Annotated in this window: 18 protein-coding genes and 3 pseudogenes; 19 read left to right on the forward strand and 2 right to left on the reverse strand. The window is 73.8% G+C overall.

Features of this window, described 5'->3' with window-relative positions:
* Positions 1-201: 201 nt before the first annotated feature.
* The 9 genes from AB0H57_RS01015 to AB0H57_RS01055 all read left to right on the forward strand — a co-directional run bounded on the left by AB0H57_RS01015 (position 202) and on the right by AB0H57_RS01055 (position 10,010).
* A complete protein-coding gene (locus AB0H57_RS01015) occupies positions 202-3,036 on the forward strand; it encodes a Na+/H+ antiporter subunit A (RefSeq protein ID WP_357501417.1) in 2,835 nt (944 codons plus the stop codon).
* A complete protein-coding gene (locus AB0H57_RS01020) occupies positions 3,033-3,509 on the forward strand; it encodes a Na(+)/H(+) antiporter subunit C (RefSeq protein WP_357501418.1) in 477 nt (158 codons plus the stop codon). The genes AB0H57_RS01015 and AB0H57_RS01020 overlap by 4 nt, the downstream gene beginning before the upstream one ends.
* A complete protein-coding gene (locus AB0H57_RS01025; protein ID WP_357501419.1) occupies positions 3,506-5,011 on the forward strand; it encodes a Na+/H+ antiporter subunit D in 1,506 nt (501 codons plus the stop codon). The genes AB0H57_RS01020 and AB0H57_RS01025 overlap by 4 nt, the downstream gene beginning before the upstream one ends.
* Positions 5,008-5,592 carry a Na+/H+ antiporter subunit E gene (locus tag AB0H57_RS01030; protein WP_357501420.1) on the forward strand — a complete coding sequence of 195 codons (585 nt, stop codon included), beginning with the start codon at positions 5,008-5,010 and terminating at the stop codon, positions 5,590-5,592. The genes AB0H57_RS01025 and AB0H57_RS01030 overlap by 4 nt, the downstream gene beginning before the upstream one ends.
* A complete protein-coding gene (locus AB0H57_RS01035) occupies positions 5,589-5,852 on the forward strand; it encodes a monovalent cation/H+ antiporter complex subunit F (protein WP_357501421.1) in 264 nt (87 codons plus the stop codon). The genes AB0H57_RS01030 and AB0H57_RS01035 overlap by 4 nt, the downstream gene beginning before the upstream one ends.
* A 117-nt stretch (positions 5,853-5,969) precedes the next feature.
* Positions 5,970-6,320 (forward strand): monovalent cation/H(+) antiporter subunit G, encoded by a 351-nt coding sequence (mnhG, locus tag AB0H57_RS01040; protein WP_357501695.1) that lies wholly within the window; start codon positions 5,970-5,972, stop codon positions 6,318-6,320.
* A 160-nt stretch (positions 6,321-6,480) separates the two neighbouring features.
* Complete coding sequence (locus tag AB0H57_RS01045) at positions 6,481-7,824, forward strand: hemolysin family protein (protein ID WP_357501422.1); 1,344 nt, start codon at positions 6,481-6,483, stop codon at positions 7,822-7,824.
* Complete coding sequence (locus AB0H57_RS01050) at positions 7,821-8,885, forward strand: hemolysin family protein (protein WP_357501423.1); 1,065 nt, start codon at positions 7,821-7,823, stop codon at positions 8,883-8,885. The genes AB0H57_RS01045 and AB0H57_RS01050 overlap by 4 nt, the downstream gene beginning before the upstream one ends.
* Positions 8,886-9,080: 195 nt before the next feature.
* Positions 9,081-10,010: a sporulation protein gene (locus tag AB0H57_RS01055; RefSeq protein WP_357501424.1), complete on the forward strand. Its 930-nt coding sequence runs from the start codon at positions 9,081-9,083 to the stop codon at positions 10,008-10,010.
* A gap of 27 nt (positions 10,011-10,037) precedes the next feature.
* On the opposite strand, the gene leuE is transcribed toward AB0H57_RS01055, so the two are convergent.
* Entirely contained in the window at positions 10,038-10,706 is a 669-nt protein-coding gene (gene leuE, locus AB0H57_RS01060; protein WP_357501425.1) for a leucine efflux protein LeuE, read from the reverse strand.
* Positions 10,703-11,950 (reverse strand): bifunctional pyridoxamine 5'-phosphate oxidase family protein/GNAT family N-acetyltransferase, encoded by a 1,248-nt coding sequence (locus tag AB0H57_RS01065; RefSeq protein WP_357501426.1) that lies wholly within the window; start codon positions 11,948-11,950, stop codon positions 10,703-10,705. The genes leuE and AB0H57_RS01065 overlap by 4 nt, the downstream gene beginning before the upstream one ends.
* Positions 11,951-11,988: 38 nt before the next feature.
* Between AB0H57_RS01065 and AB0H57_RS01070 the strand changes: the two genes are divergently transcribed.
* The 10 genes and pseudogenes from AB0H57_RS01070 (at position 11,989) to AB0H57_RS01115 (ending at position 20,882) form a co-directional block, all read left to right on the forward strand.
* The gene (locus AB0H57_RS01070) at positions 11,989-13,329 is read left to right on the forward strand and encodes an aminotransferase class I/II-fold pyridoxal phosphate-dependent enzyme (protein WP_357501427.1); all 1,341 of its coding nucleotides are present in this window, start codon (positions 11,989-11,991) and stop codon (positions 13,327-13,329) included.
* Positions 13,330-13,461: 132 nt separating this feature from the next.
* Positions 13,462-14,163, forward strand: coding sequence for a UdgX family uracil-DNA binding protein (locus AB0H57_RS01075; RefSeq protein ID WP_357501428.1), 702 nt, complete (start codon positions 13,462-13,464; stop codon positions 14,161-14,163).
* Between the two features lie 120 nt (positions 14,164-14,283).
* Entirely contained in the window at positions 14,284-15,426 is a 1,143-nt protein-coding gene (locus AB0H57_RS01080; RefSeq protein WP_357501429.1) for an acyl-CoA dehydrogenase family protein, read from the forward strand.
* Positions 15,427-15,582: 156 nt separating this feature from the next.
* On the forward strand, positions 15,583-16,890 hold the full coding sequence (locus tag AB0H57_RS01085; RefSeq protein ID WP_357501430.1) for an MFS transporter: 1,308 nt from the start codon (positions 15,583-15,585) through the stop codon (positions 16,888-16,890).
* Positions 16,891-16,894: 4 nt separating this feature from the next.
* Positions 16,895-17,095 carry a DUF3046 domain-containing protein gene (locus AB0H57_RS01090; protein ID WP_091072521.1) on the forward strand — a complete coding sequence of 67 codons (201 nt, stop codon included), beginning with the start codon at positions 16,895-16,897 and terminating at the stop codon, positions 17,093-17,095.
* 185 nt (positions 17,096-17,280) lie between these two features.
* Positions 17,281-17,895: pseudogene (gene recA / locus AB0H57_RS01095) on the forward strand (recombinase RecA); the annotation flags it as partial.
* Positions 17,896-17,898: 3 nt separating this feature from the next.
* Positions 17,899-18,747: pseudogene (locus AB0H57_RS01100) on the forward strand (recombinase RecA); the annotation flags it as partial.
* 135 nt (positions 18,748-18,882) lie between these two features.
* Positions 18,883-19,419: pseudogene (locus AB0H57_RS01105) on the forward strand (recombinase RecA); the annotation flags it as partial.
* A 5-nt stretch (positions 19,420-19,424) separates the two neighbouring features.
* A complete protein-coding gene (locus tag AB0H57_RS01110; protein WP_357501431.1) occupies positions 19,425-20,114 on the forward strand; it encodes a regulatory protein RecX in 690 nt (229 codons plus the stop codon).
* A 66-nt stretch (positions 20,115-20,180) separates the two neighbouring features.
* Positions 20,181-20,882, forward strand: coding sequence for a 3-keto-5-aminohexanoate cleavage protein (locus AB0H57_RS01115; RefSeq protein WP_357501432.1), 702 nt, complete (start codon positions 20,181-20,183; stop codon positions 20,880-20,882).
* The last annotated feature ends 150 nt before the right edge of the window (positions 20,883-21,032 follow it).

The raw sequence follows: 21,032 nt of genomic DNA on the forward strand, positions 1-21,032 counted from the left end.
TCACCGTTCCGCAGCGCCACCGTTCCGCAGCGCCGTCGGTCCGTCGCCGGCGGGAGTCGGCGCCCTCGCGGCGGGGCCGGCCCGGAACCGGTCGGTGGCCAATCTGGTGAAAAACCGCCCATCGGGACGGGAACTGACGTCTGATCGTTCCTGGCCGGACTTTCCCACCCGGCGCGCCGCCGGCTCGACGGGGGAGGACGGGTGCTCGTACTGCTGCTCCTCCACCTGCTCGCGGCCCTCGTCGCGCCGTTGCTGGTCCGGTGGTGGGGGCCGCGCGCCTGCTACTGCCTCGCCGCGGTGCCGGCCGCCGCCGCCGGCTGGGCGGTGGCCCGCACGCCGGCGGTCCGCGACGGGGGCGCGGTCGTCGAGACGTACGGGTGGGTCGGCCAGCTCCAACTGGCGGTGGCGCTGCGGATGACCACCCTGTCCTGGCTGATGGTCCTGCTGGTCGGCGGGGTGGGCGCGCTGGTGCTGATCTACTGTGGCCGGTACTTCGACCGGGACGCGGTCGGGCTGGCCCGGTTCGTGGCGGTGCTGGTCGCCTTCGCCGGCGCGATGTTCGGGCTGGTGGTCTCCGACGACCTGCTGCTGCTCTACGTCTTCTGGGAACTCACCACCGTCTTCTCCTACCTGCTGATCGGGCACAGCACCGAACGGCGGTCCAGCCGGTGGGCGGCCGCCCAGGCGTTGACCGTCACCACCCTCGGCGGCCTGGCCATGCTGGTCGGGTTCCTGATCCTCGGCGCGCACGCCGGCAGCTACCGCTGGTCGGCGATCGCCGGGGCGCCGCTGCCCGGCGGCGCCACGCTGGTCGTCGCGGTACTGCTGATCCTCACCGGCGCGCTGGCCAAGTCGGCGATCGTGCCGTTCAACGCCTGGCTGCCGGTGGCGATGGCGGCGCCCACCCCGGTCAGCGCGTACCTGCACGCCGCCGCCATGGTCAAGGCGGGCGTCTACCTGATCGGGCTGCTCGGGCCGGTGCTCGCCGGCGCCGGACCGTGGCGACCGGTGCTGCTCACCCTCGGGCTGGTCACCATGCTCGCCGGCGGCTGGGCGGCGCTGCGCCAGGACGACCTGAAGCTGCTGCTGGCGTACGGGACGGTCAGCCAGCTCGGCCTGCTGGCGGTGGTGATCGGCGCCGGTACCGCGGACGCGGCGCTCGCCGGGGTGGCGATGCTGCTGGCACACGCCCTGTTCAAGGCCGCGCTCTTTCTCGTGGTGGGCATCATCGACCACGACGTGGGCACCCGCGACCTGCGGAAACTCAGCGGCGTCGGCCGGCACGCCCCGCTGCTGGCCGGCATCGGCACGCTGGCCGCCGCCTCGATGGCCGGGGTACCGCCGCTGCTCGGCTTCGTCGCCAAGGAGGCGGTCTTCGCCGCGCTCACCGACCGGCCGCTGGTCCTCGCCGGGCTGGTCGCCGGCACCGTGCTCACGGTCGCGTACAGCATCCGGTTCGTCTGGGGGGCGTTCGGCGTCCGGCCGGGGGTCCCGCACGCCGACGCCGGCCACCTGGCGGCGCCGCTGCTGGTGCCCCCGGCGCTGCTCGCGGTGGGCGGGCTGGTCGCCGGCCCCGCCGCCGTCGGGCTGGACGGCCTGCTGCGCCCGTACGCGGAGCTGTTCGGCGCCCCGCACGAGAAGCTGGCGCTCTGGCACGGCCTCACCCCCGCGCTCGGGCTCTCCGCGCTGGCGCTCGCCGGCGGGTACCTGCTGCACCGGGTGCGCGGGCCGCTCGCACCGGCGCTGGCCCGGTTCCGCTCGCCGGTCAGCGGCAACCAGGGCTACGAGTGGCTCACCCACCGCTTCGACCGGGTGGCGATCGAGGTCACCGGCGCCACCCAGCGGGGTGCCCTGCCGCAGTACCTGGGGGTGATCCTGCTGGCCCTGGTGCTGGTGCCCGGCTGGGCGTTGCTGACCGTGGCGCCCTGGCGGGCCCCGATCGCCGCGTGGGACACCCCGCTGCAACTGGTCGTCGGCGTGGTGATCGTCGTCGCGGCGCTGCTCGCGGTCGGCGCCCGGCGGCGGTTGACCGCGATGCTGCTGGTCGGGGTGACCGGCTACGGCACCGCGATGATGTTCGTCCTGTACGGCGCGCCGGACCTGGCGCTGACCCAGTTCCTGGTGGAGACGGCGACCATCGCGGTGTTCGTGCTGGTGCTGCGCCGGCTGCCGGAACGGTTCTCGGCCCGGCCGCTGCGCCGCAGCCGCTGGGTACGGCGGGTGATCGGGGTCGGGGTCGGGGCGGTGCTGGCCGGCCTGGCGGTGGTGGCCGGCGCCGCCCGCACCGCCGAGCCGATCTCCACCGCCTTCCCCGGCCTCGCGGTGGCCCAAGGCTACGGGCGAAACGTGGTCAACGTGATCCTCGTGGACATCCGCGCCTGGGACACCATGGGGGAACTCGCGGTGCTGGTGGTGACGGCGACCGGGGTGGCCAGCCTGATCTTCGAGCGCTCGCGCACCGGCCCCCGGCCGCGCCGCGCCGAGCCGGTCCGGCCCCGCACCGACCACCGTACGGTCTGGTTGCGAGGCGGGTCGACGCTGCACGAGCGGCGCCGCTCCATCGTGTTCGAGGTGATCACCCGGCTGATCTTCCACACCGTGGTGCTCTTCTCCCTGTTCCTGCTCTTCTCCGGGCACAACGCGCCGGGCGGCGGCTTCGCCGGTGGCCTGGTGGCGAGCCTGGCGCTGGCCCTGCGCTACCTGGCCGGCGGCCGGTACGAGCTGGCCGAGGCGGCGCCCATCGGCGCCGGCACCGTGCTTGGCGCCGGACTGGCCGTGTCGGTCGGCAGCGGGGTGGTCGGTCTGCTGACCACCGGCTCGGTGTTGCAGAGCACCAAGGTCGGCCTGCCGCTGGGCTGGCTGGGCGGGCCCTATCTGGTGACGTCGGTCTTCTTCGACATCGGCGTCTACCTGATCGTGGTCGGCTTGGTGCTGGACATCCTGCGCAGCCTCGGCGCCGAGGTGGACCGGCACGTCGAGGCCACCGGCAAGGCGGAGCGGGGACTGGTGGTCGACCGGGAGGGGGAGCCGACGTGACGCGCGGCCCGGGTCTCAGCCTCGTCCTGGTGCTCGTCGTCGGGGTGCTGGCCGCCACCGGGGTGGTGCTGCTGCTGGAGCGCAGCCTGACCCGCATCCTGCTCGGGGTGGTGCTGCTCGGCAACGGGGTGAACCTGCTGATCCTGGTCGGTGGCCGGTCCGGCGTGGCGCCGTTGGTGGACGGCGAACGGACGGGCGCGATGAGCGACCCGCTCCCGCAGGCCATGGTGCTCACCGCCATCGTGATCACCTTCGGGCTGACCGCCTTCCTCGCCGCGGTCGCGTACCGGAGCTGGTATCTCATCGGCGACGACGAGGTGCAGGACGACCTGGAGGACCGGCAGGTCGTCCGGCTCGCCGAGCGCAACGAGGTGGCCAACGCCGACCTCGGCGGCGAAGGCCCCGGCGACGACCCGGAACAGGTGGATCCGGGGCCGGCCCGGCGCCGGCTGCGGCGGGCGGATGGGCAGTGAGCGAGCTGCTGCCGCTGCCGGTGGTGGTGCCGCTGCTCGGGGCCGCGCTGACGCTGCTGCTGCCCCGCTGGCCGCGGGCGCAGCGGACGGTCAGCGTGGTGGCGCTGGGCACCAACCTGGTGGTCGCGTCGCTGCTGCTGGTGCGGGCGTACCGGGTCGGGCCGGTGGTCACGCAGGTGGGCGGCTGGCCGGCGCCGGTGGGCATCGTGCTGGTCGCCGACCAGTTGGCGGCGCTGATGGTGCTGGTCTCCTCGGCGGTGACACTGTGCGTGCTGCTCTACTCGATCGGACAGGGCCGCAGCGAGACCGGCGAGTCGGCGCCGGTGAGCATCTTCCACCCCACCTACCTGGTGCTGACCGCCGGGATCACCAACGCCTTCCTCGCCGGCGACCTGTTCAACCTCTTCGTCGGCTTCGAGATCCTGCTGGCGGCGAGCTTCGTGCTGATCACGTTGGGCGGCACCGCGACGCGGATCCGTACCGGCAGCACGTACGTCGTGGTCAACGTGCTCTCCTCGATGATCTTCCTGGCCGGCGTCGGCCTGGTGTACGCGGCCACCGGCACCCTCAACATGGCCCAGCTCGCCGGGCGGCTGGACGCCCTGCCGGACGGCGTACGCCTGGGGTTGCAGCTGATGCTGCTGCTGGCCTTCGGCATCAAGGCGGCGGTCTTTCCGCTCTCCGCCTGGTTGCCGGACAGCTACCCGACGGCGCCCGCGCCGGTGACCGCCGTCTTCGCCGGCCTGCTCACCAAGGTCGGCGTGTACGCGATCATCCGGACCGAGACGCTGCTCTTCCCCGGCGGTGAGGTCGCCGGCCTGCTGATGGTGGTGGCCGCGCTGACCATGATCGTCGGGGTGCTCGGCGCGGTGGCGCAGTCGGACATGAAGCGGCTCTTCTCGTTCACCCTGGTCAGCCACATCGGCTACATGATCTTCGGGGTGGCGTTGAGCACCACCGCGGCGCTCTCCGGCGCGATTTTCTACGTGGTGCACCACATCACCATCCAGACCACCCTCTTCCTCGTCGCCGGCCTGGTCGAGGAGCGGGCCGGCAGCACCGACCTGCGCCGGCTCGGTGGCCTGGCCCGGGTCGCTCCGCTGCTGGCGGTGCTCTTCTTCGTGCCGGCGATGAACCTGGCCGGCATCCCGCCGTTCTCCGGCTTCCTGGGCAAGGTCGGCCTGCTCCAGGCCGGGGTGGCCACCGGCGGGCCGCTGGCCTGGGTGCTGGTGGCGGCCGGCACGGTGACCAGCCTGCTCACCCTCTACGCCGCGTCCCGGGTGTGGAACATCGCCTTCTGGCGGGCGCCGCAGGCGGGCACCGCCGAGGCGCTGACCCGGCTGCCCACCCTGATGGTCGGCGCCACCGCCGCCCTGGTGGTGCTCGGTCTGGCGCTGACCGTGGTGGCCGGACCGCTGTTCCGGGTGACCGCCGACGCCGCCGTGGACCTGCGCCAACGCACCCCGTACGTGCGCGCCGTGCTGCCCGGCGGCCCGCCGTGACCGGGCCGGCCGCCGGCGCCGCCCGCCCGGGCCGGCACGGACGCCGCCGCGACCGGCTCATCGCGCTCGGCTGGCTGGTGCTGGTGTGGAACCTGCTCTGGGGCCAGTTCTCCTTCGGCAACCTGGTCGGCGGCGTGCTGGTGGGCGGGGCGGTGCTGCTGTTCTTCCCGCTGCCGGCGGTCTCGTTCGGCGGCCGGCTGCGCCCCCGCGGCCTGCTGGTGCTGGCCGGGACCTTCGTCGTCGAACTGGTCGCCGCCAGCGTGCACGTCGCCGCGATCGCCGTACGCCCCGGCTACCGGCCGCGCGGCGCGATCATCGGGGTCCGGCTGCGGGTGCGCACCGACCTGAACCTGGCGCTCACCGCCGAACTGCTCTCGCTGGTCCCGGGCACCCTGATCGTGGAGGTGGACCGGGACGCCGGGGTGCTCTACGTGCACGTGCTCGACGTACGCGGGCCGGCGGACCTGACCGGCTCCCGGGACCGCGTCCGCGCCGTCGAGGAGCGGATCGTCCGGGCAATCGGCTCCGCCGACGAGGTACGCCTGCTCGCCGACCCACGCTCGACCGGAGGTGTCCCGTGACCGTCGTCCTCGCCGTCGCGCTGACCGTGCTGCTGTCGGTCACCGCGCTGCTCGCCCTGGCCCGGATGTACCGCGGCCCGTCGCTGCTGGACCGGGTGATCGCCGCCGACCTGCTGCTCGCCACCATGCTCGGCGCGGTCGGCGCGGAGGCGGCGGTGACCGGGCACGCCACCACCCTGCCGGTGCTGGTGGTGCTCTCGCTGCTCGGGTTCATCGGCTCGGTGTCCCTGGTCCGCTTCGCCGCCCGGGAGGAAGCGTGAGGAGTGAGCCGGGGTTGCGAGCCCCGCAGTCGCGAACGAAGGTGGCCCCGTGAGCGTGAGGAGTGAGCCGGGGTTGCGAGCCCCGCAGTCGCGAACGAAGGTGACCCCGTGAGCGCCGTGAGTGCCGTCGCCGACGTGCTGGGCGGGGTCGCGCTGCTGGCCGGCGCGCTGCTCAGCCTCGCCGCCGGGATCGGCGTGCTGCGGTTCCCGGACGTGCTGGACCGGATGCACGCCGCCACCAAACCCCAGGTGCTCGGGGTGCTGCTCCTGCTGCTCGGGCTGGCGCTGCGGCTGCGCGACCCGATGGACCTGGGGATGATCGCCCTGGTCGCCGTCTTCCAGCTCGCCACCGCCCCGGTTGCGGCGCAGATGATCGGCCGGGCCGCGTACCGGTCCGGCCGGGTGAACCGCGGCCTGCTGGACACCGACGAGCTGGCCGGCCAGCAGCCGCCGCGGGCCGGCCGGTAATCGGAAGACGGGTGCGTTGGCCCCACCTTCAGCGGACGTCAAGCCACCGCCGGTAGAATTGCCGGATGATCGACTCCTCTGCCCAGGAGGGCAGCAGTAGCCGGCCGGGTCGTACCCGGCATCCCCTCGGCCCCACGACCCCGGGAGCCCTGAGCCTCCCGTGTTGATCGTCGTCGGCCTCGTCCTCATCATCGTTCTCACCGCTGCCACGGGATACTTCGTGGCCCAGGAGTTCGGCTACGTCGCGGTGGACCGCGGCAAGCTTCAGCAGCAGGCCGACGGCGGTGACGAGAAGGCCGCCCGGGCCCTCCAGGTCACCGGCCGGCTCTCCTTCATGCTCTCCGGCGCCCAGCTCGGCATCACCGTGACCGCCCTGCTGGTCGGTTACGTCGCCGAGCCGTACCTCGGCGGCGGGCTCGCCGAGCTGTTCGGCGGCGTCGGGGTTCCCACCGCGGTCAGCCTGCCGCTGTCGGTGGCGCTGGCCCTGATCATCGCCACCGTGGTGCAGATGGTCCTCGGTGAGCTGGCCCCCAAGAACCTGGCCATCGCCCGTGCCGTGCCGCTCGCCCGGGCGCTGGCCGGCTCCACCCTGCTCTACCTGAAGGTCGCCGGCCCGCTGATCAAGCTCTTCGACCGGGCGGCGGTCCGGCTGCTGCGCCGGGTCGGCATCGAGCCGATCGAGGAGTTGCCCAGCGGCGCCACCCCGGAGGACCTGGAGCAGATCATCGCCGAGTCCCGGGAGGAGGGTCACCTCGACGCCGAGATGTCCGACCTGCTCGACCGGGGGCTGGACTTCCGGGAGCTGACCGCCGGGGAGGCCATGGTGCCCCGGGTCGACGTGCACACCGTACGGGCGCAGGACCCGGTCAGCCGGGTGGTGGAGATGCTCGACACCGGCCACTCCCGCTTCCCGGTGCGCGGGGCCGAGGGCGTCGACGATCTGATCGGCGTCGTCGGCATCGCCGACGTGCTCGGGGTGCCGCCGGCCCGGCGGGCGACCACCCCGGTCAGCGCGGTGGCCGTACCGCCGCTGCTGGTGCCGGAGACCCTGCCGTTGCCCACGGTGCTGGACCGGCTCCGCTCCGGGCACCGGCAGCTCGCCTGCGTGGTCGACGAGTACGGCGGGTTCGCCGGGGTGATCACCCTGGAGGACATCGCCGAGGAGCTGGTCGGCCCGATCCGGGACGAGGACGACCCGCCGGATCGGGCCCCGGCCCGGCAGGACGACGGCTCCTGGGTGGTGCCGGCGCGCTGGCGGATCGACGAGGTCGCCGACAGCACCGGCATCGCACTGCCCGAGGCCCCCGAGTACGACACCCTCTCCGGGCTGGTGATGCGCGAGCTGGGCCGGGTGCCCGAGGTGGGTGACCTGCTGGAGATCGAGCTGACGCCCGACGGCGAGGAGCCGCGGCAGCCGAAGGTGCTGGTGGAGGTGCTCGCGGTGGACCGGCACGTGGCCGACTCGGTGCGGCTGCGGGCCACCGGCGGGGAGGTGGCCGCATGAGCCCCGGAATCGCCCTGCTGGTCTCCGTCGTGCTGCTCGCCCTCAACGGGTTCTTCGTGGCCGCCGAGTTCGCTCTGGTCGCCGCGAAGCGCTACCGCCTGGAACAGGCCGCGGCCGGTGGCGGGCGCGCGGCGAAGGCCGCGCTGGACGGCGTACGCGAGCTGTCCCTGATGCTGGCCGGTGCGCAGCTTGGCATCACCCTGTGCACGCTGGGCCTGGGTGCGCTCGCCGAACCGGCGATCGAGCACCTGCTCAGCCCGCTGCTGCACGCGGTGGGGCTGCCCGCCGCGGCCAGTCACGTGGTGGCGCTGGTCTTCGCGCTGGCCCTGGTCACGTTCCTGCACCTGGTGGTCGGCGAGATGGCCCCGAAGTCGTGGGCCATCACCGACGCGGAACGCTCGGCCACCCTGCTGGCGCTGCCGTTCCGGGCCTTCGCCCGGGTCGCCCGGCCGGTGCTGTCCCTGCTGAACGGGCTGGCCAACGCCATGCTGCGGCTGGTCGGCGTGCAGCAGCAGGACCAGCTCGCCCAGGTGCACGGCCCGAGCGAGCTGCGCATCCTGCTGGAGCAGTCCCGCGAGCACGGCCTGCTCGAGGCCGAGCAGCACCAGATGCTGACCAGCATGCTGCAGTTGCAGGCCACCACCGTCGCCGACGTGATGGAGCCGTTCGACCGGATCGTCACGGTGGGCCGGCACGAGCCGGCCGAGCGGATCGAGCAGGTGTCCCGGGAGAGCGGCCGGTCCCGGCTGGCCGTGCTGGACCCGGGCGGCGAGGTCTGCGGCCTGGTGCACGTGCGGGAGGCGGTCCGGGCGGTGACCACCGGTCGGGTGGCCACCGCGGGGGAGCTGATGACCGCGTCGTTCACGCTGCCGGCGACCTCTTCGGTGACCGAGGCGGTGGCCGCGATGCGGGCCCGGCAGTCCCAGCTCGCGCTCGTACGCAACGGTGGCGGCCCGACCCGGCCGATCGGCTTCGTCGCCCTGGAGGACCTGCTGGAGGAGGTCATCGGCGAGTTCGACGACGAGACCGACCCGGTGCCGCGCGGCCGCCGGCTGGCCTGACCCCGCCCCACCCGCGCTGCCGTACCGGCCACCCGGTGCGGCAGCGCCGTTTTCGAGCCGGGTGACTCGGTGCGGCCGCGCCGTTTCCAGCCGGGTGACTCGGTGCGGCAGCGTCGTTTCCAGCCGGCATCGCCCGGGTTCGGAACGGGCCGGGCCGGGAAAGCGGCCGGGGGCCGGCGGGGAACGGGGGAGCGGATGCGGCTGACCGGGGTGGCCCGGGAGTCCGGCTGGACCGGGCTGTCGGTGAGCACCACCGTGACCAACCCGAGCACCCGGCCCGGCCTGCGCCTGCCGGGGCGGGTGACACTCGTCGCCGGCCGCGACGACATCCCGGTACGCGATCTGCGGCTCGGCCTGGTCGCCCAGGTCGAACCGGAGGACCCGGACGCGCCGAAGCGGCTGGCGCAGTTTCACGAGGTGCTGATCGGTGGCCGGTTCGTGGTGCCGGCCGGGCGGCGGCGGGCGGTGGACTTCGCGCTGCCGCTGCCGTGGGAGACCCCGGTGACCATCTTCGGCGGGGTGCCGCTGATGAGCCTGCGGATGGGCCTGCGGACGGCGGTACGGGTCGATCCGGACTTCGAGCAGGGTGCGATGGTGCCGGTGTTCGTCCATCCGCTCCCCGTCCAGCAGCACATCCTCGCCGCGCTGGACACGCTCGGGTTCGTCATGCGCCAGGCCGGCCTCCAGCAGGGCCGGCTGCCCGGGGTGGAGCAGACCCTGCCGGTGCAGGAGTGGCTCGGCTACTGGGTGGCGCCGCTCTACGCCGGGCCGATCACCGAACTGGAGGTGATCTTCGTGGCGAACTCGGCGGGGCTGGAGGTCATCCTCTGGCTGGACCGCCGGCTCTCGCTCGCCGGGATCACCCACCAGAGTGTCAGCCGGTTCCGGGTGTGGCACGCCGGGGCCGACCGGCAGGACTGGGTGGCCGTGCTGGACGGGTGGTTGCGCGCCGCGGTCAACCGGCACGCGGCGGCCGCCGCGCACACCGACTGGTCGGCCCGGATCACCGAGTCCGCGCACGTCAGCCGCCCCCCGGACGAGCCGGTCCGGCCCGGCTTCGGGCTGGGCGGCACCGCCGGCAGCGGTGGCGTCGGCGGCGGCGGTGGCGGCGGCGACGGCACCTGACCTTCCCGCGCGGCCGGCGAGGGGAGGTCAGATCGAGGCGGTGGCCAGCTTGACGCTGAAGCCCAGGAAGAGCGCGGCGATGCCGGTGGTGGCGCCGACCGCCAGCCGGCGGCGCTGCCGGAACTGGGCGGCCAGGAAGGTGCCGGCGAAGATCAACGCGGTCAGGTAGAGCGCGCTGGTCACCTGGGCGATCAGCCCGAGCAGCAGGAACGACAGCGCCGGCCAGGCGTACCCCGGGTCGACGAACTGGATGAAGAAGGAGATGAAGAAGAGGATCGCCTTGGGGTTGAGCAGGCTGACCACCAGCGCCCGCCGGAACGGGTCGCGCACCGCCACCGGGTCCGCGGCGTCGATCAGCCGCGGCGCGGCGGGATCGTTGCGGATCCGCCAGCGCCGCCACGCGCCGCGCAGCATCATCAGGCCGACATACCCGAGGTACGCCGCGCCGGCGTACTTGATCACCAGGAAGAGCGGCGGGTACGCCTTGAGCAGCGACGCCACCCCGGCGGCGGAGAGGATCATCAGCACCGAGTCGCCGACGAACACCCCGCCCGCGGCCCGGTAACCGGCCCCCACCCCGCGCCGGGCGGCGGTGGAGAGCACGAAGAGTGAGTTCGGCCCGGGCAGCAGCACGATCGCCACTGTCCCGAGCACGTACGTCCAGATGTCAGTGATGCCCAGCACGCCGGACATCATGACCCCACCGGCGCCGCCGGGCGAAGCCTTTCCCGCAGGCTGGCCTGTGCTTCCGGCCACTCCTGGGCGAGCATCGAGTAGAGCGCGGACTCCCGCCAGGTGCCGTCGGCCCGCCGCCGGTTGGCCCGCAGCGTCCCCTCCCGGGTGGCGCCCAGCCGCTCGATCGCCCGCCGGGACCGCTCGTTGTCCACGTTCGTCTGCCAGGTCACCCGGACCGCGCCCAACTCCTCGAAGGCGCGGGTGAGCAGCAACAGCTTCGCCTCGGTGTTGATCCCGCTGCGCCACCACGGCCGGCCCAGCTGGGTGTACCCGATCTCCACCGTGCGCAGGTCCTCGTCGGGCTGGTAGTACGAGGTGGTGCCCACCACCGCCCCCGTCACCGCACAGCGTTGCACCCAGGGCACCCGTGCGTCGCGGTGGTGGGCCGTCAGGGCGGACCGGATGTCGCCGGCCATCTCGTCCACCGATCGGGGGCGGGTGCCGCCCACGTACCGCCAGACCTCCTCGTCGTCCAGCGCGGCGTACAGCTCCTCGGCGTGCGCCTCCGCCAGCGGCTCCAGCAGCACGTGCTCGCCGCGCAGCACCACCGGCTCCAGCCACGGCGAGCGCGCCGGCCGCAGGTACGCCGGCACCGGCGCGACCACCCCGGCGTCCGGCTCGGGCAGTCCGGCGGTCACCCGCAGCGGCACCACCCCCGCCCAGTACGGCAGCGCCAGGTCGGCCGGCTCCTCGCTGACCCCGCCCGCGCGCACCCGGACCGACACCTCGCGCAGCGCCAGCGCCAGCACGGCGGTCTCGGCCAGCTCCCGCCGGCTCGGCGGCCGGCTGTCCGCGCTGCGCCCGGTGGCAACCTTCTCCACCAGCGCGGTCAACACCCGGGCCTTCTCTGCCTCGTCGGTGACCAGCCGGGCGGTGCCGTGCGCGACCACCGACCGGTAGTTGGCGCTGTGGTGGAACTGGGAGCGGGCGAAGACCAGGCCGTCGAGGTGGGTCACCGTCACGCAGACCGGCAACCCGGCCTCGCCCCGGGCGGCGAGCAGCGGCCGGCTGCCGGTGGAGCCGTGCAGGTAGAGGGTGTCGTCGATGCGGACGTGCAGGGTGGGCAGCACCCGCGGCTCACCCTGCACGACGAACCCCAGCGCGCAGTGGTACGCCTCGTCGAGCACGGCGTGCGCGGCCTTTCGGTCGTAGCTCATCCGGTCCCGGGTGCGAGTGGCGGTGGTCCGTTCGGTGCGCGGGTACATGCGACATCCCACCTTCGTTCTAGTACAATCCCCGAACTGTGGCAGCACATTATCAGATCACCGGCTCGTCGTCCGCCGCGATTTCGGCCAGCGTGGAGAGCGGCATCCGCGGCGGGGCCCTGCCGCCGGGCGCCGCCCTGCCCGCGGTTCGCGCCCTCGCCGTCGAGCTCGGCGTCAGCCCGGCCACCGTCGCCAAGGCGTACCAGGACCTGCGCCGGCGTGGCCTGGTCGCCACCGCCGGGCGGCACGGCACCCGGGTCCGCCCCCGCCCGCCGGTCGCCGCCGCCCGCTCCGCGCTGCGCCCGCCGCCCGCGCCGGGCGTCCGCGACCTCGCCCTCGGCGAGCCCGACCCGCGGCTGCTGCCACCACTGGGCCCGCACCTGGCCGCGCTCGCCGCCGAGGTCGGCCCACCCACCGGGTACGCCAGAACCGCCGTGCACCCGGCGCTCGCCGAGGCGGCCCGGGACCGGCTCGCCGCCGACGGCGTACCGGCCGGCGAGCTCACCGTGACCGGCGGCGCCCTGGACGGCATCGAGCGCCTGCTCGCCGCCCACCTGCGCCCCGGCGACGCGGTCGCGGTGGAGGACCCGGGCTGGGCCAACCTGCTCGACCTCGTCGCCGCGCTCGGGCTGCGGCCGATCGGCGTACCAGTGGACGCGGAGGGCCCCACCGAGACCGGGGTACGCGACGCGCTGGTCCTCGGGGCGCGGGCACTGATCGTCACCAGCCGCGCCCAGAACCCGACCGGCGCCGCGGTCACCGCCGACCGGGCCGCGGCGCTGCGCGCCCTGCTCGCCGGCCGGCCCGACCTGCTGCTGATCGAGGACGACCACGCCGCCGAGCTGGCCCGCGTACCCCTGCACCCGCTCGCCGGGGCGACCCCGACCTGGGCCTTCGTCCGGTCGGTGAGCAAGCCCTACGGCCCCGACCTGCGGCTGGCCGTGCTGGCCGGCGACGAGGCCACCGTGGCCCGGGTGGCCGGCCGGGCCCGGGTCGGCGCCGGCTGGGTCTCCGGTGTGCTGCAACGCCTGGTGCTGGCGCTCTGGCGCGACCCGGCCACCGCGGAGCTGGTGCACCGGGCGGGGGAGAACTACGAGCGGCGGCGCTCCGGCCTGCTCGCCGCCCTCGCCGCCCGCGGGCTGGCCGCCCACGGCCGCTCCGGCATCAACGTCTGGCTCCCGGTGCCCGACGAGACCGCGGCGGTCACCGCGCTGCGCGACGCCGGCTGGGCGGTGGCCCCCGGCGCGCTGTTCCGGATCGGCGCCCCGCCCGGCGTCCGGATCACCGTCGGCCCGCTCGACGAGGCCGACCTCGCGCCGCTGGCCGACGCGGTGGCCCGGGCCGTGCGCCCCGCCCCACCGCACGCCTTCTCCGCCTGACCACCCCACCCTCCGCCCCCGCCGCGCCCCGCCCCCGCTTCCCGCGCCCCGCCCCGCAACTTCCGGGGAGTTGTCGGCTCAGCTCGGGCGGGGGGTCGCGTAGGCCTCGGCGGAGCGGGTAGAACGGTCGGCATGGCCGAGACCGAGACCGCACCCGGCGCCCAGCAGTTCATCCCGCCGCAGGCCGACACCATCGACCAGCTGCGCGCCGCCGCGACCGGCTGCCGGGGCTGCGAGCTGTACCGGGACGCCTCGCAGACGGTCTTCGGCCGGGGCGACGAGAGCGCCCGGGTGGTCTTCGTCGGCGAGCAGCCCGGCGACCTGGAGGACCAGAAGGGCCTGCCGTTCGTCGGGCCGGCCGGCCGGGTGCTGCGCCGGGCCGTCGACGACGCCGGCATCGACCCCGGCCACATCTACCTGACCAACGCGGTGAAACACTTCCGGTTCGAGCTGCGGGGCAAGCGGCGCATCCACCAGACCCCGGACCGGGTGCACATCACCGCCTGCCGGCCGTGGCTGGTCGCCGAGTTCGCCCGGCTCCGCCCCGACCTGGTGGTGGTGCTCGGCGCGACCGCCGCCAAGGCGCTGCTCGGCCCGAGCTTCCGGGTGACCAGGCAACGCGGCGAGCTGATGCCGTGGCCCGCCGCCGCACAGCGCCCCGAGGACTTCGCCCGGGTGCCGGTGGACGACACCGGCAAGGTGGCCGACGCGCCGCCGGCACGGCTGCTCGCCACCATCCACCCGTCCGCCGTGCTGCGCGCCGACAACCAGGACGTGGCGTACGACGGGCTGGTCGCGGACCTGAAGGTCGCCGCCCGCGCCCTCGCCGCCTGATCCCCCTTGCAGGAGCGCGAAGATCGCGCTCGAACCGGGAAACGGTGACCATCCGCTCGCCGGAAGGGCACCGCGTCCCGGAAACAGCGCGATCTTGCCGGCGGTGTCAGACTGGCGCGCATGGAGCAGCATCTCTACCAGCCCGTCCACGCGGAGTTCCGCGACCTGTGCCGGGAGTTCCTGGCCCGGGAGGCCGTGCCGCACCACGCGCGCTGGGAGGCCGACGGCATCGTTGACCGGGAGGTGTGGCGCAAGGCGGGCGCGGCCGGGCTGCTCGGCATGGACGTCGACGCCGAACTCGGCGGCGGGGGCCAGCGGGACTTCCGGTTCAACGCGGTGCTGGACGAGGAGATCGTCGCGGCCGGTTGCTCCGGGTTGGGCTTCGGGCTGCACAACGACGTGGTGGCGCCGTACCTGACCGAGCTGACCACCGACGAGCAGCGCAAGCGCTGGCTGCCCGGCTTCTGCTCCGGCGACCTGGTCACCGCGATCGCGATGAGCGAGCCGGGCGCCGGCAGCGACCTGGCCGGCATCCGCACGTCCGCGGTGCGCGACGGCGACACGTACGTGCTCAACGGGCAGAAGACGTTCATCACCAACGGGGAGCTGGCCGATCTGGTGGTGGTGGTCGTGCGGACCGCCCCGGACCAGGGCGCGCACGGGGTGAGCCTGGTCGTGGTGGAGACCGGCACCCCCGGCTTCAGCCGGGGCCGGCGGCTGGCCAAGGTCGGCCTGAAGGCCAACGACACCGCCGAACTCTTCTTCGACGACTGCCGGATCCCGGCGGAGAACCTGATCGGCACCGAGAACCACGGCTTCTACCACCTGATGGCCAACCTGCCCCGGGAGCGGCTGAGCATCGCCGTGGCCGCGGTGGCGGCCGGCGAGAAGCTGCTCGCGCTCACCCTGGAGTACGCCCGCTCCCGGCAGGCGTTCGGCCGGCCGATCGGGAAGTTCCAGCACAACCGGTTCCTCCTGGCCGAGCTGGACACCGAGCTGACCATCGCGCGGACCTTCGTCAACCACTGCGTCGCCGAGTACAACGCCGGCCGGCTGTCGGTGACCGACGCGGCGAAGGCCAAGTGGTGGACCACCGAACTCCAGAACAAGGTGGCCGACCGGTGCGTGCAGCTGCACGGCGGCTACGGCTTCATGCTGGAGTACCCGGTGGCCAAGGCCTGGCTGGACAGCCGGGTGCAGACCATCTACGGCGGCACCACCGAGATCATGAAGGAGATCATCGGTCGCGGCCTCGGCCTCTGAGCGTCAGGCGGGGGCCCCGGTTATCGTCCAGGCGATAACGGGGCCCCCGCCTAACGCCGGCAGCGAAACCCGCTCGGCCGTCGGCAGAAACCATGCCGTCGGCGGCACGGTTGGGCAAGGATGAGCCAGCCCACCGACCCTCACCCGGGAGCCCCGATGACCACTGACCTGACCACCCCGGCGCCGGCCCCGACCCAGGCGGCGCCGATCCAGCGCCGCACGATGCGGCTGCTCTTCAGCACCCAGATCGTCGCCGGGGTCGGGGTCACCATCGGGGTGGCGGTCGGCGGACTGCTCGCCGCCCGGGTCGCCGGCACGGCGCTGGCCGGGGTGGCGCAGAGCGCCGCCGTGGTGGGCGCGGCGCTGCTCGCCGTACCGGTCACCCGCATCATGACCAGCCGCGGCCGCCGGCCCGGGCTCATCTTGGCGTACCTGGTCGGGGCGGCCGGCGGCGTGCTGGTGGTGGTCGCCACGGCCACCCACGTGGTGCCGCTGCTCTTCGTCGGCATGCTGCTCTTCGGGGGCGGGACCGCGGCCAACCTTCAGGCCCGGTACGCCGCGGTGGACCTGGCCGAGCCGGCCCGCCGGGGACGACAACTGTCGATCATCGTCTGGGCCACCACCATCGGCGCGGTGGCGGCACCCAACCTCGCCGCCGTCGCCGAACGCCTCACCCGCAGCTGGGGCCTGCCCCCGCTGGCCGGCCCGTTCGCGTTCAGCTCGGCCGCGTTCGCGCTGACCTCGGTCGTACTGCTGGTTCTGATGCGGCCGGACCCGCTGGTCACCGCGCGCCGGCTGGCGGCGGCCGCCGTGTCGGCCGCCGGCGACGCAGCGCGCGACGAACACCCGCACGGCACGGGCATGGCCGCGGCCTGGCGGATGGTACGCGCCCGCCCGGCGGCCCGCCTCGGCGTCGCCGCGCTGGCCGTCGGCCACGTGGTGATGGTCGCCGTGATGGCGATGACCCCGGTACGCCTCGGCGAGTTCCACGACGACGCCGACGTGCTGCGGGTGGTCGGCCTGGTGCTCAGCCTGCACATCGCCGGCATGTACGCGTTCTCCCCGGTGGTGGGCTGGTTGACCGACCGGTTCGGCCGGCGGGCGGTGATCCTCGGCGGGGTGGCGGTGCTGCTGGCCGCCTGCGCGGTGGCCGGCACCGCCGGGCACCACACCCCGGAGCTCTCGATCGGGCTGACCCTGCTCGGCCTGGGCTGGTCGGGCACCATGGTGGCCGGCTCCACCCTGCTCTCCGAGTCGGTGCCGCCCGGGGTGCGGCCGAGCGTGCAGGGGTTGTCTGACCTGATCATGGGGCTGGCCGGGGCCAGCGCGGCGGCGGCCAGCGGGTTCGTCATGCGGGAAGCGGGCTACCCGACCCTGACCCTGCTGGCGGCGATCGCGACCGTGCCGCTGGTGGCGCTAGCGTTGCGTCGGGTGCCCGAGCGGGTGCCCACCGAGGAGGAATGATCACGTGCGGCTGACCGACTTCTGGGCCCGCCTGGAGGAGGCGTTCGGGCCGGGCTACGCGGCCAGCATCGCCAGCGATCAGGTGCTGTCCCAGCTCGGCGGGCGGACCGTCGAGCAGGCCCTCGCGGCGGGTGAGGAGACGCACGTGGTGTGGCGGGCGGTGGTCGCCGCCTACCCCGACCGGGTGCCCGCGCGGCTACGCTGAGCAGCCTTTTCGTCGATCCCGCGTGTCGCTTGCCGAGTCGTACAGGTGTTCGGCTATTGTCCACAGCGGGGTGCTCGTCCACAGCTCACGGCCCGTCGGCTGGTTTTCTGTCGGACCCAGCGCCTAGCGTGTTCCGCGTGACGCGAAGCTCAGGAAAGACGCCGGCGAAGGCAGGGGTGGCAACCATGGCGGCAGGGCCTGACCGGGAGAAGGCGCTAGACCTTGCTCTCGCTCAGATCGACAAGCAGTTCGGCAAGGGTTCGGTGATGCGGCTGGGGGAGCGGCCCGTCGTCCAGACGGCGGTCATTCCGACCGGTTCCATCGCGCTCGACGTGGCGCTCGGCGTGGGCGGTCTGCCCCGCGGCCGGGTCGTCGAGGTCTACGGTCCGGAGTCCAGCGGCAAGACCACGGTCGCGCTGCACGCGGTGGCCAACGCCCAGCGGGCCGGCGGCATCGCCGCGTTCATCGACGCCGAGCACGCGCTCGACCCGGAGTACGCGAAGGCCCTCGGCGTCGACACCGACGCCCTGCTGGTCTCCCAGCCGGACACCGGTGAGCAGGCGCTGGAGATCGCGGACATGCTGGTCCGCTCCGGTGCGATCGACATCATCGTCATCGACTCGGTCGCGGCCCTGGTGCCGCGCGCCGAGATCGAGGGCGAGATGGGCGACAGCCACGTGGGCCTCCAGGCCCGGCTGATGAGCCAGGCGCTGCGGAAGATCACCGGTGTGCTCAACAACACCGGCACCACGGCGATCTTCATCAACCAGCTCCGCGAGAAGATCGGCGTCATGTTCGGCTGCATGTCGTACTCGACCAGGGTCACCCTGGCCGACGGCACGCAGGAGAAGATCGGCAAGATCGTCAACCAGCGGATGGACGTCGAGGTCCTCTCCTACAACCCGGACACCGACCGGGTGGAGCCGAAGCGGATCATCAACTGGTTCAACAACGGCCCCGCCGAGCAGTTCCTCCAGTTCACCGTGGCGAAGTCCGGCGGCAACGGCCGGGCGCAGTTCGCTGCCACCGCCAACCACATGGTTCGCACTCCGGGCGGTTGGCGGGAAGCGGGCGAGTTGATCGCCGGTGACCGGGTCATGCTGACGGAGCCGCGACGCCTCAGCGAGCAGCAGTGGCAGGTCGTGCTCGGTTCGCTGATGGGTGACGGTGCGCTGTCGCCCAACCGGCGGGACCGCTCCGGCGTTCGCTTCCGCCTCGGGCACGGCGCGCAGCAGGTCGACTACCTCGACTGGAAGGTCTCCCTGTTCGGCAACATCAGCCACTCCCGGCGTACCGACACCCGGGGGGCGGCTTTCGTCGACTTCACCCCGCTGCCGGAGTTGGACGAGCTGCGCCGCGCGGTCTACCTGGGCGACGGCAAGAAGCACCTCAGCTGGGACTATCTCAAGGCACTGACCCCGCTCGCCCTCGCCGTGTGGTACATGGACGACGGGTGTTTCACGCTGCGCTCGAAGGGCCTACAGGAGCGCACGGCCGGCGGCTCCGGCCGGGTTGAGATCTGCGTCGAGGCGATGGCGGAGGGCAGCCGGGAGCGTCTGGTCGAGCACCTGCGTGACGCCTACGGCATGGACGTCAAGCTGGTGGCCCGTGGTGCGCGGCATACCGCTTCGATCATGTTCACCACCGAGGCGTCGGCGCAGTTCCAAGAGCTGATCGCGCCGTACGTGCCCGAGGCGATGGAGTCCAAGCTGCTCCCTCGTTTCCGCGGCCAGTGCGTCGTGGAGCCGCAGTTCGTCGCGGAGGAGCTCACGCCGGTACCGGCGCGCATCGTCGACGTGCACGTCAAGCCCAGGACCCGGTCGATGAACCGATTCGACATCGAGGTGGAGGGCAACCACAACTACTTTGTCGACGGGGTGATGGTGCACAACAGCCCCGAGACCACCACCGGTGGTCGGGCGCTGAAGTTCTACGCCTCGGTCCGGCTCGACGTGCGCCGCATCGAGAGCCTCAAGGACGGCACCGACGTCGTCGGTAACCGCACCCGGGTCAAGGTCGTGAAGAACAAGGTCGCCGCGCCGTTCAAGCAGGCCGAGTTCGACATCATGTACGGCAAGGGCATCTCCCGCGAGGGCTCGCTGATCGACGTCGGTGTCGAGCAGGCGATCATCCGCAAGTCCGGTGCCTGGTACACCTACGACGGTGATCAGCTCGGCCAGGGCAAGGAGAAGGCCCGCGAGTTCCTCCGGGAGAACCCGGACGTCGCGGCCGAGATCGAGAAGAAGATCCTGGAGAAGCTCGGCGTCGGCATGGGTGCCGGTGACGCCGCCGGTGGCCCGGAGCTGCCGCCGGTCGACTTCTGATCCGCGTGGCAGGACGACGCGCCCGCACGGGGCGGGGCTGGGATGCCAGCCCGCCTCGTGCGGGTGACGCCACACCGCGTCGGGCCCGCCGTGGGCGTCCCGACGGCACCGAGCCGGAGTCGGCGGCGCCGGCCCCGCCGCGCGACGAGGCTGAGGTGGCGCGGGAGATCTGCCTCCGCCAGTTGGCGGTGCGGCCGCGTACCCGGGCGGAGTTGGCCGGCGCGCTCGCCCGGCGGGGCATCTCCGAGGAGGTGGCCGGCCAGGTCCTCGACCGGTACGACGAGGTCGGCATCATCGACGACGCCGCCTTCGCCCGGGCGTGGATCTCCAGCCGGCACACCGGCCGGGGGCTGGCCCGGCGGGCGCTCGCCAACGAGCTGCGCCAGCGCGGCGTGGACGGTGAGGTAGCCACCGAGGCCCTCGGCGAGCTGGACGAGGAGACCGAGGCGGAGACGGCGCGCGCGCTGGTCGAGCGGAAGCTGCGCTCGTCCCGAGGGGAGCCCGACGCGGTCTTCCGTCGGCTGGTCGGGATGCTGGCTCGCAAGGGTTATCCGCCGGGGGTCGCCATCCGGGCAGTGAAGGACGCGCTGGCCGCGCAGAGCGCCGCGGCGGCCGAGTTCGCCGAGCACATCGATGCCGACGCCCTGGCCGAGGCGGAGGGCGAGCTCGACCGGGACGCCGGCGGCCTCGACTGATTCGGTCCGGATGTCTTCGGGGGAACTGATCTTCTGTGCCCGGACGGCGCGGGTGATGATGGTCCGATGTTGAAGGCGTGTCTGAACGGGAGCCGTTCCCGGGACGAGCATCCCGCCGTCCCGGTCACCCCGACCGAGTTGGCGGCCGACGCCGCCCGGTGCGCCGCGTCCGGCGCGGCGGCGGTGCACGTCCACCCGCGGGACGCGCACGGCGTCGAGTCCCTCGCCCCGGACGTGATCGCCGCGGCGGTCACCGCGATCCGGGCCGCCCGGCCCGGTCTGCCAGTCGGGGTGAGCACCGGCGCCTGGATCGAGCCGGATCCGGCGGCCCGGGTCGCCGCCGTACGCGCCTGGACGGTGCTGCCCGACTTCGCGTCGGTCAATGCGCACGAAGATGGCGCCGACGCGGTCGCCGAGGCGCTGTACGGGCGTGGTGTCGCGGTGGAGGCCGGGCTCTGGACGCCACCGGCGGTGGCCGCGTTCCGGCGGTGGCGGGTGCCGGTAATGCGCGTCCTGGTGGAGTGCATGGCGCAGGAGCCGGACCGGGCGCTAACCGACGCGGCGGTGCTGCTGGACCTGGTGCCCGGTGACGTGCCGGTGCTGCTGCACGCCGAGGGCGACGGGGTCTGGCCGGTGCTCGCCGAGGCGGTCCGCCGTGGTCTGCCCACCCGGATCGGCCTGGAGGACACCGTGCGGCTGCCGGACGGCTCGCCGGCCGCGGACAACGCCGCGCTGGTGGCCGCGGCGGTCGCCCTGGGCGCCCGCTGACCGTCGCGCTGTCCGGCGCTAAGGCGGACCGGTGTGCGGAATGTGGGGGCGTCCGGTGGCGAAGATGGGCCAGGGTGCGGGATGTGGGGCTCGCATCCGGCATCGCGGGCGGGCGGTCGCCCGCCGCGCTGGCGTGCGGGCGGCGGGATT

Source organism: Micromonospora sp. NPDC050686, from assembly GCF_040654475.1.
Lineage (GTDB): Bacteria > Actinomycetota > Actinomycetes > Mycobacteriales > Micromonosporaceae > Micromonospora.

Coding starts and splice junctions, on each gene's coding strand:
- AB0H57_RS01050 (WP_357501423.1), top strand. CDS start 7,821: ATGAGCCCCGGAATCGCCCTGCTGGTCTCCGTCGTGCTGCTCGCCCTC.
- AB0H57_RS01055 (WP_357501424.1), top strand. CDS start 9,081: ATGCGGCTGACCGGGGTGGCCCGGGAGTCCGGCTGGACCGGGCTGTCG.
- leuE (WP_357501425.1), bottom strand. CDS start 10,706: ATGATGTCCGGCGTGCTGGGCATCACTGACATCTGGACGTACGTGCTC.
- AB0H57_RS01065 (WP_357501426.1), bottom strand. CDS start 11,950: ATGTACCCGCGCACCGAACGGACCACCGCCACTCGCACCCGGGACCGG.
- AB0H57_RS01075 (WP_357501428.1), top strand. CDS start 13,462: ATGGCCGAGACCGAGACCGCACCCGGCGCCCAGCAGTTCATCCCGCCG.
- AB0H57_RS01080 (WP_357501429.1), top strand. CDS start 14,284: ATGGAGCAGCATCTCTACCAGCCCGTCCACGCGGAGTTCCGCGACCTG.
- AB0H57_RS01085 (WP_357501430.1), top strand. CDS start 15,583: ATGACCACTGACCTGACCACCCCGGCGCCGGCCCCGACCCAGGCGGCG.
- AB0H57_RS01115 (WP_357501432.1), top strand. CDS start 20,181: ATGTTGAAGGCGTGTCTGAACGGGAGCCGTTCCCGGGACGAGCATCCC.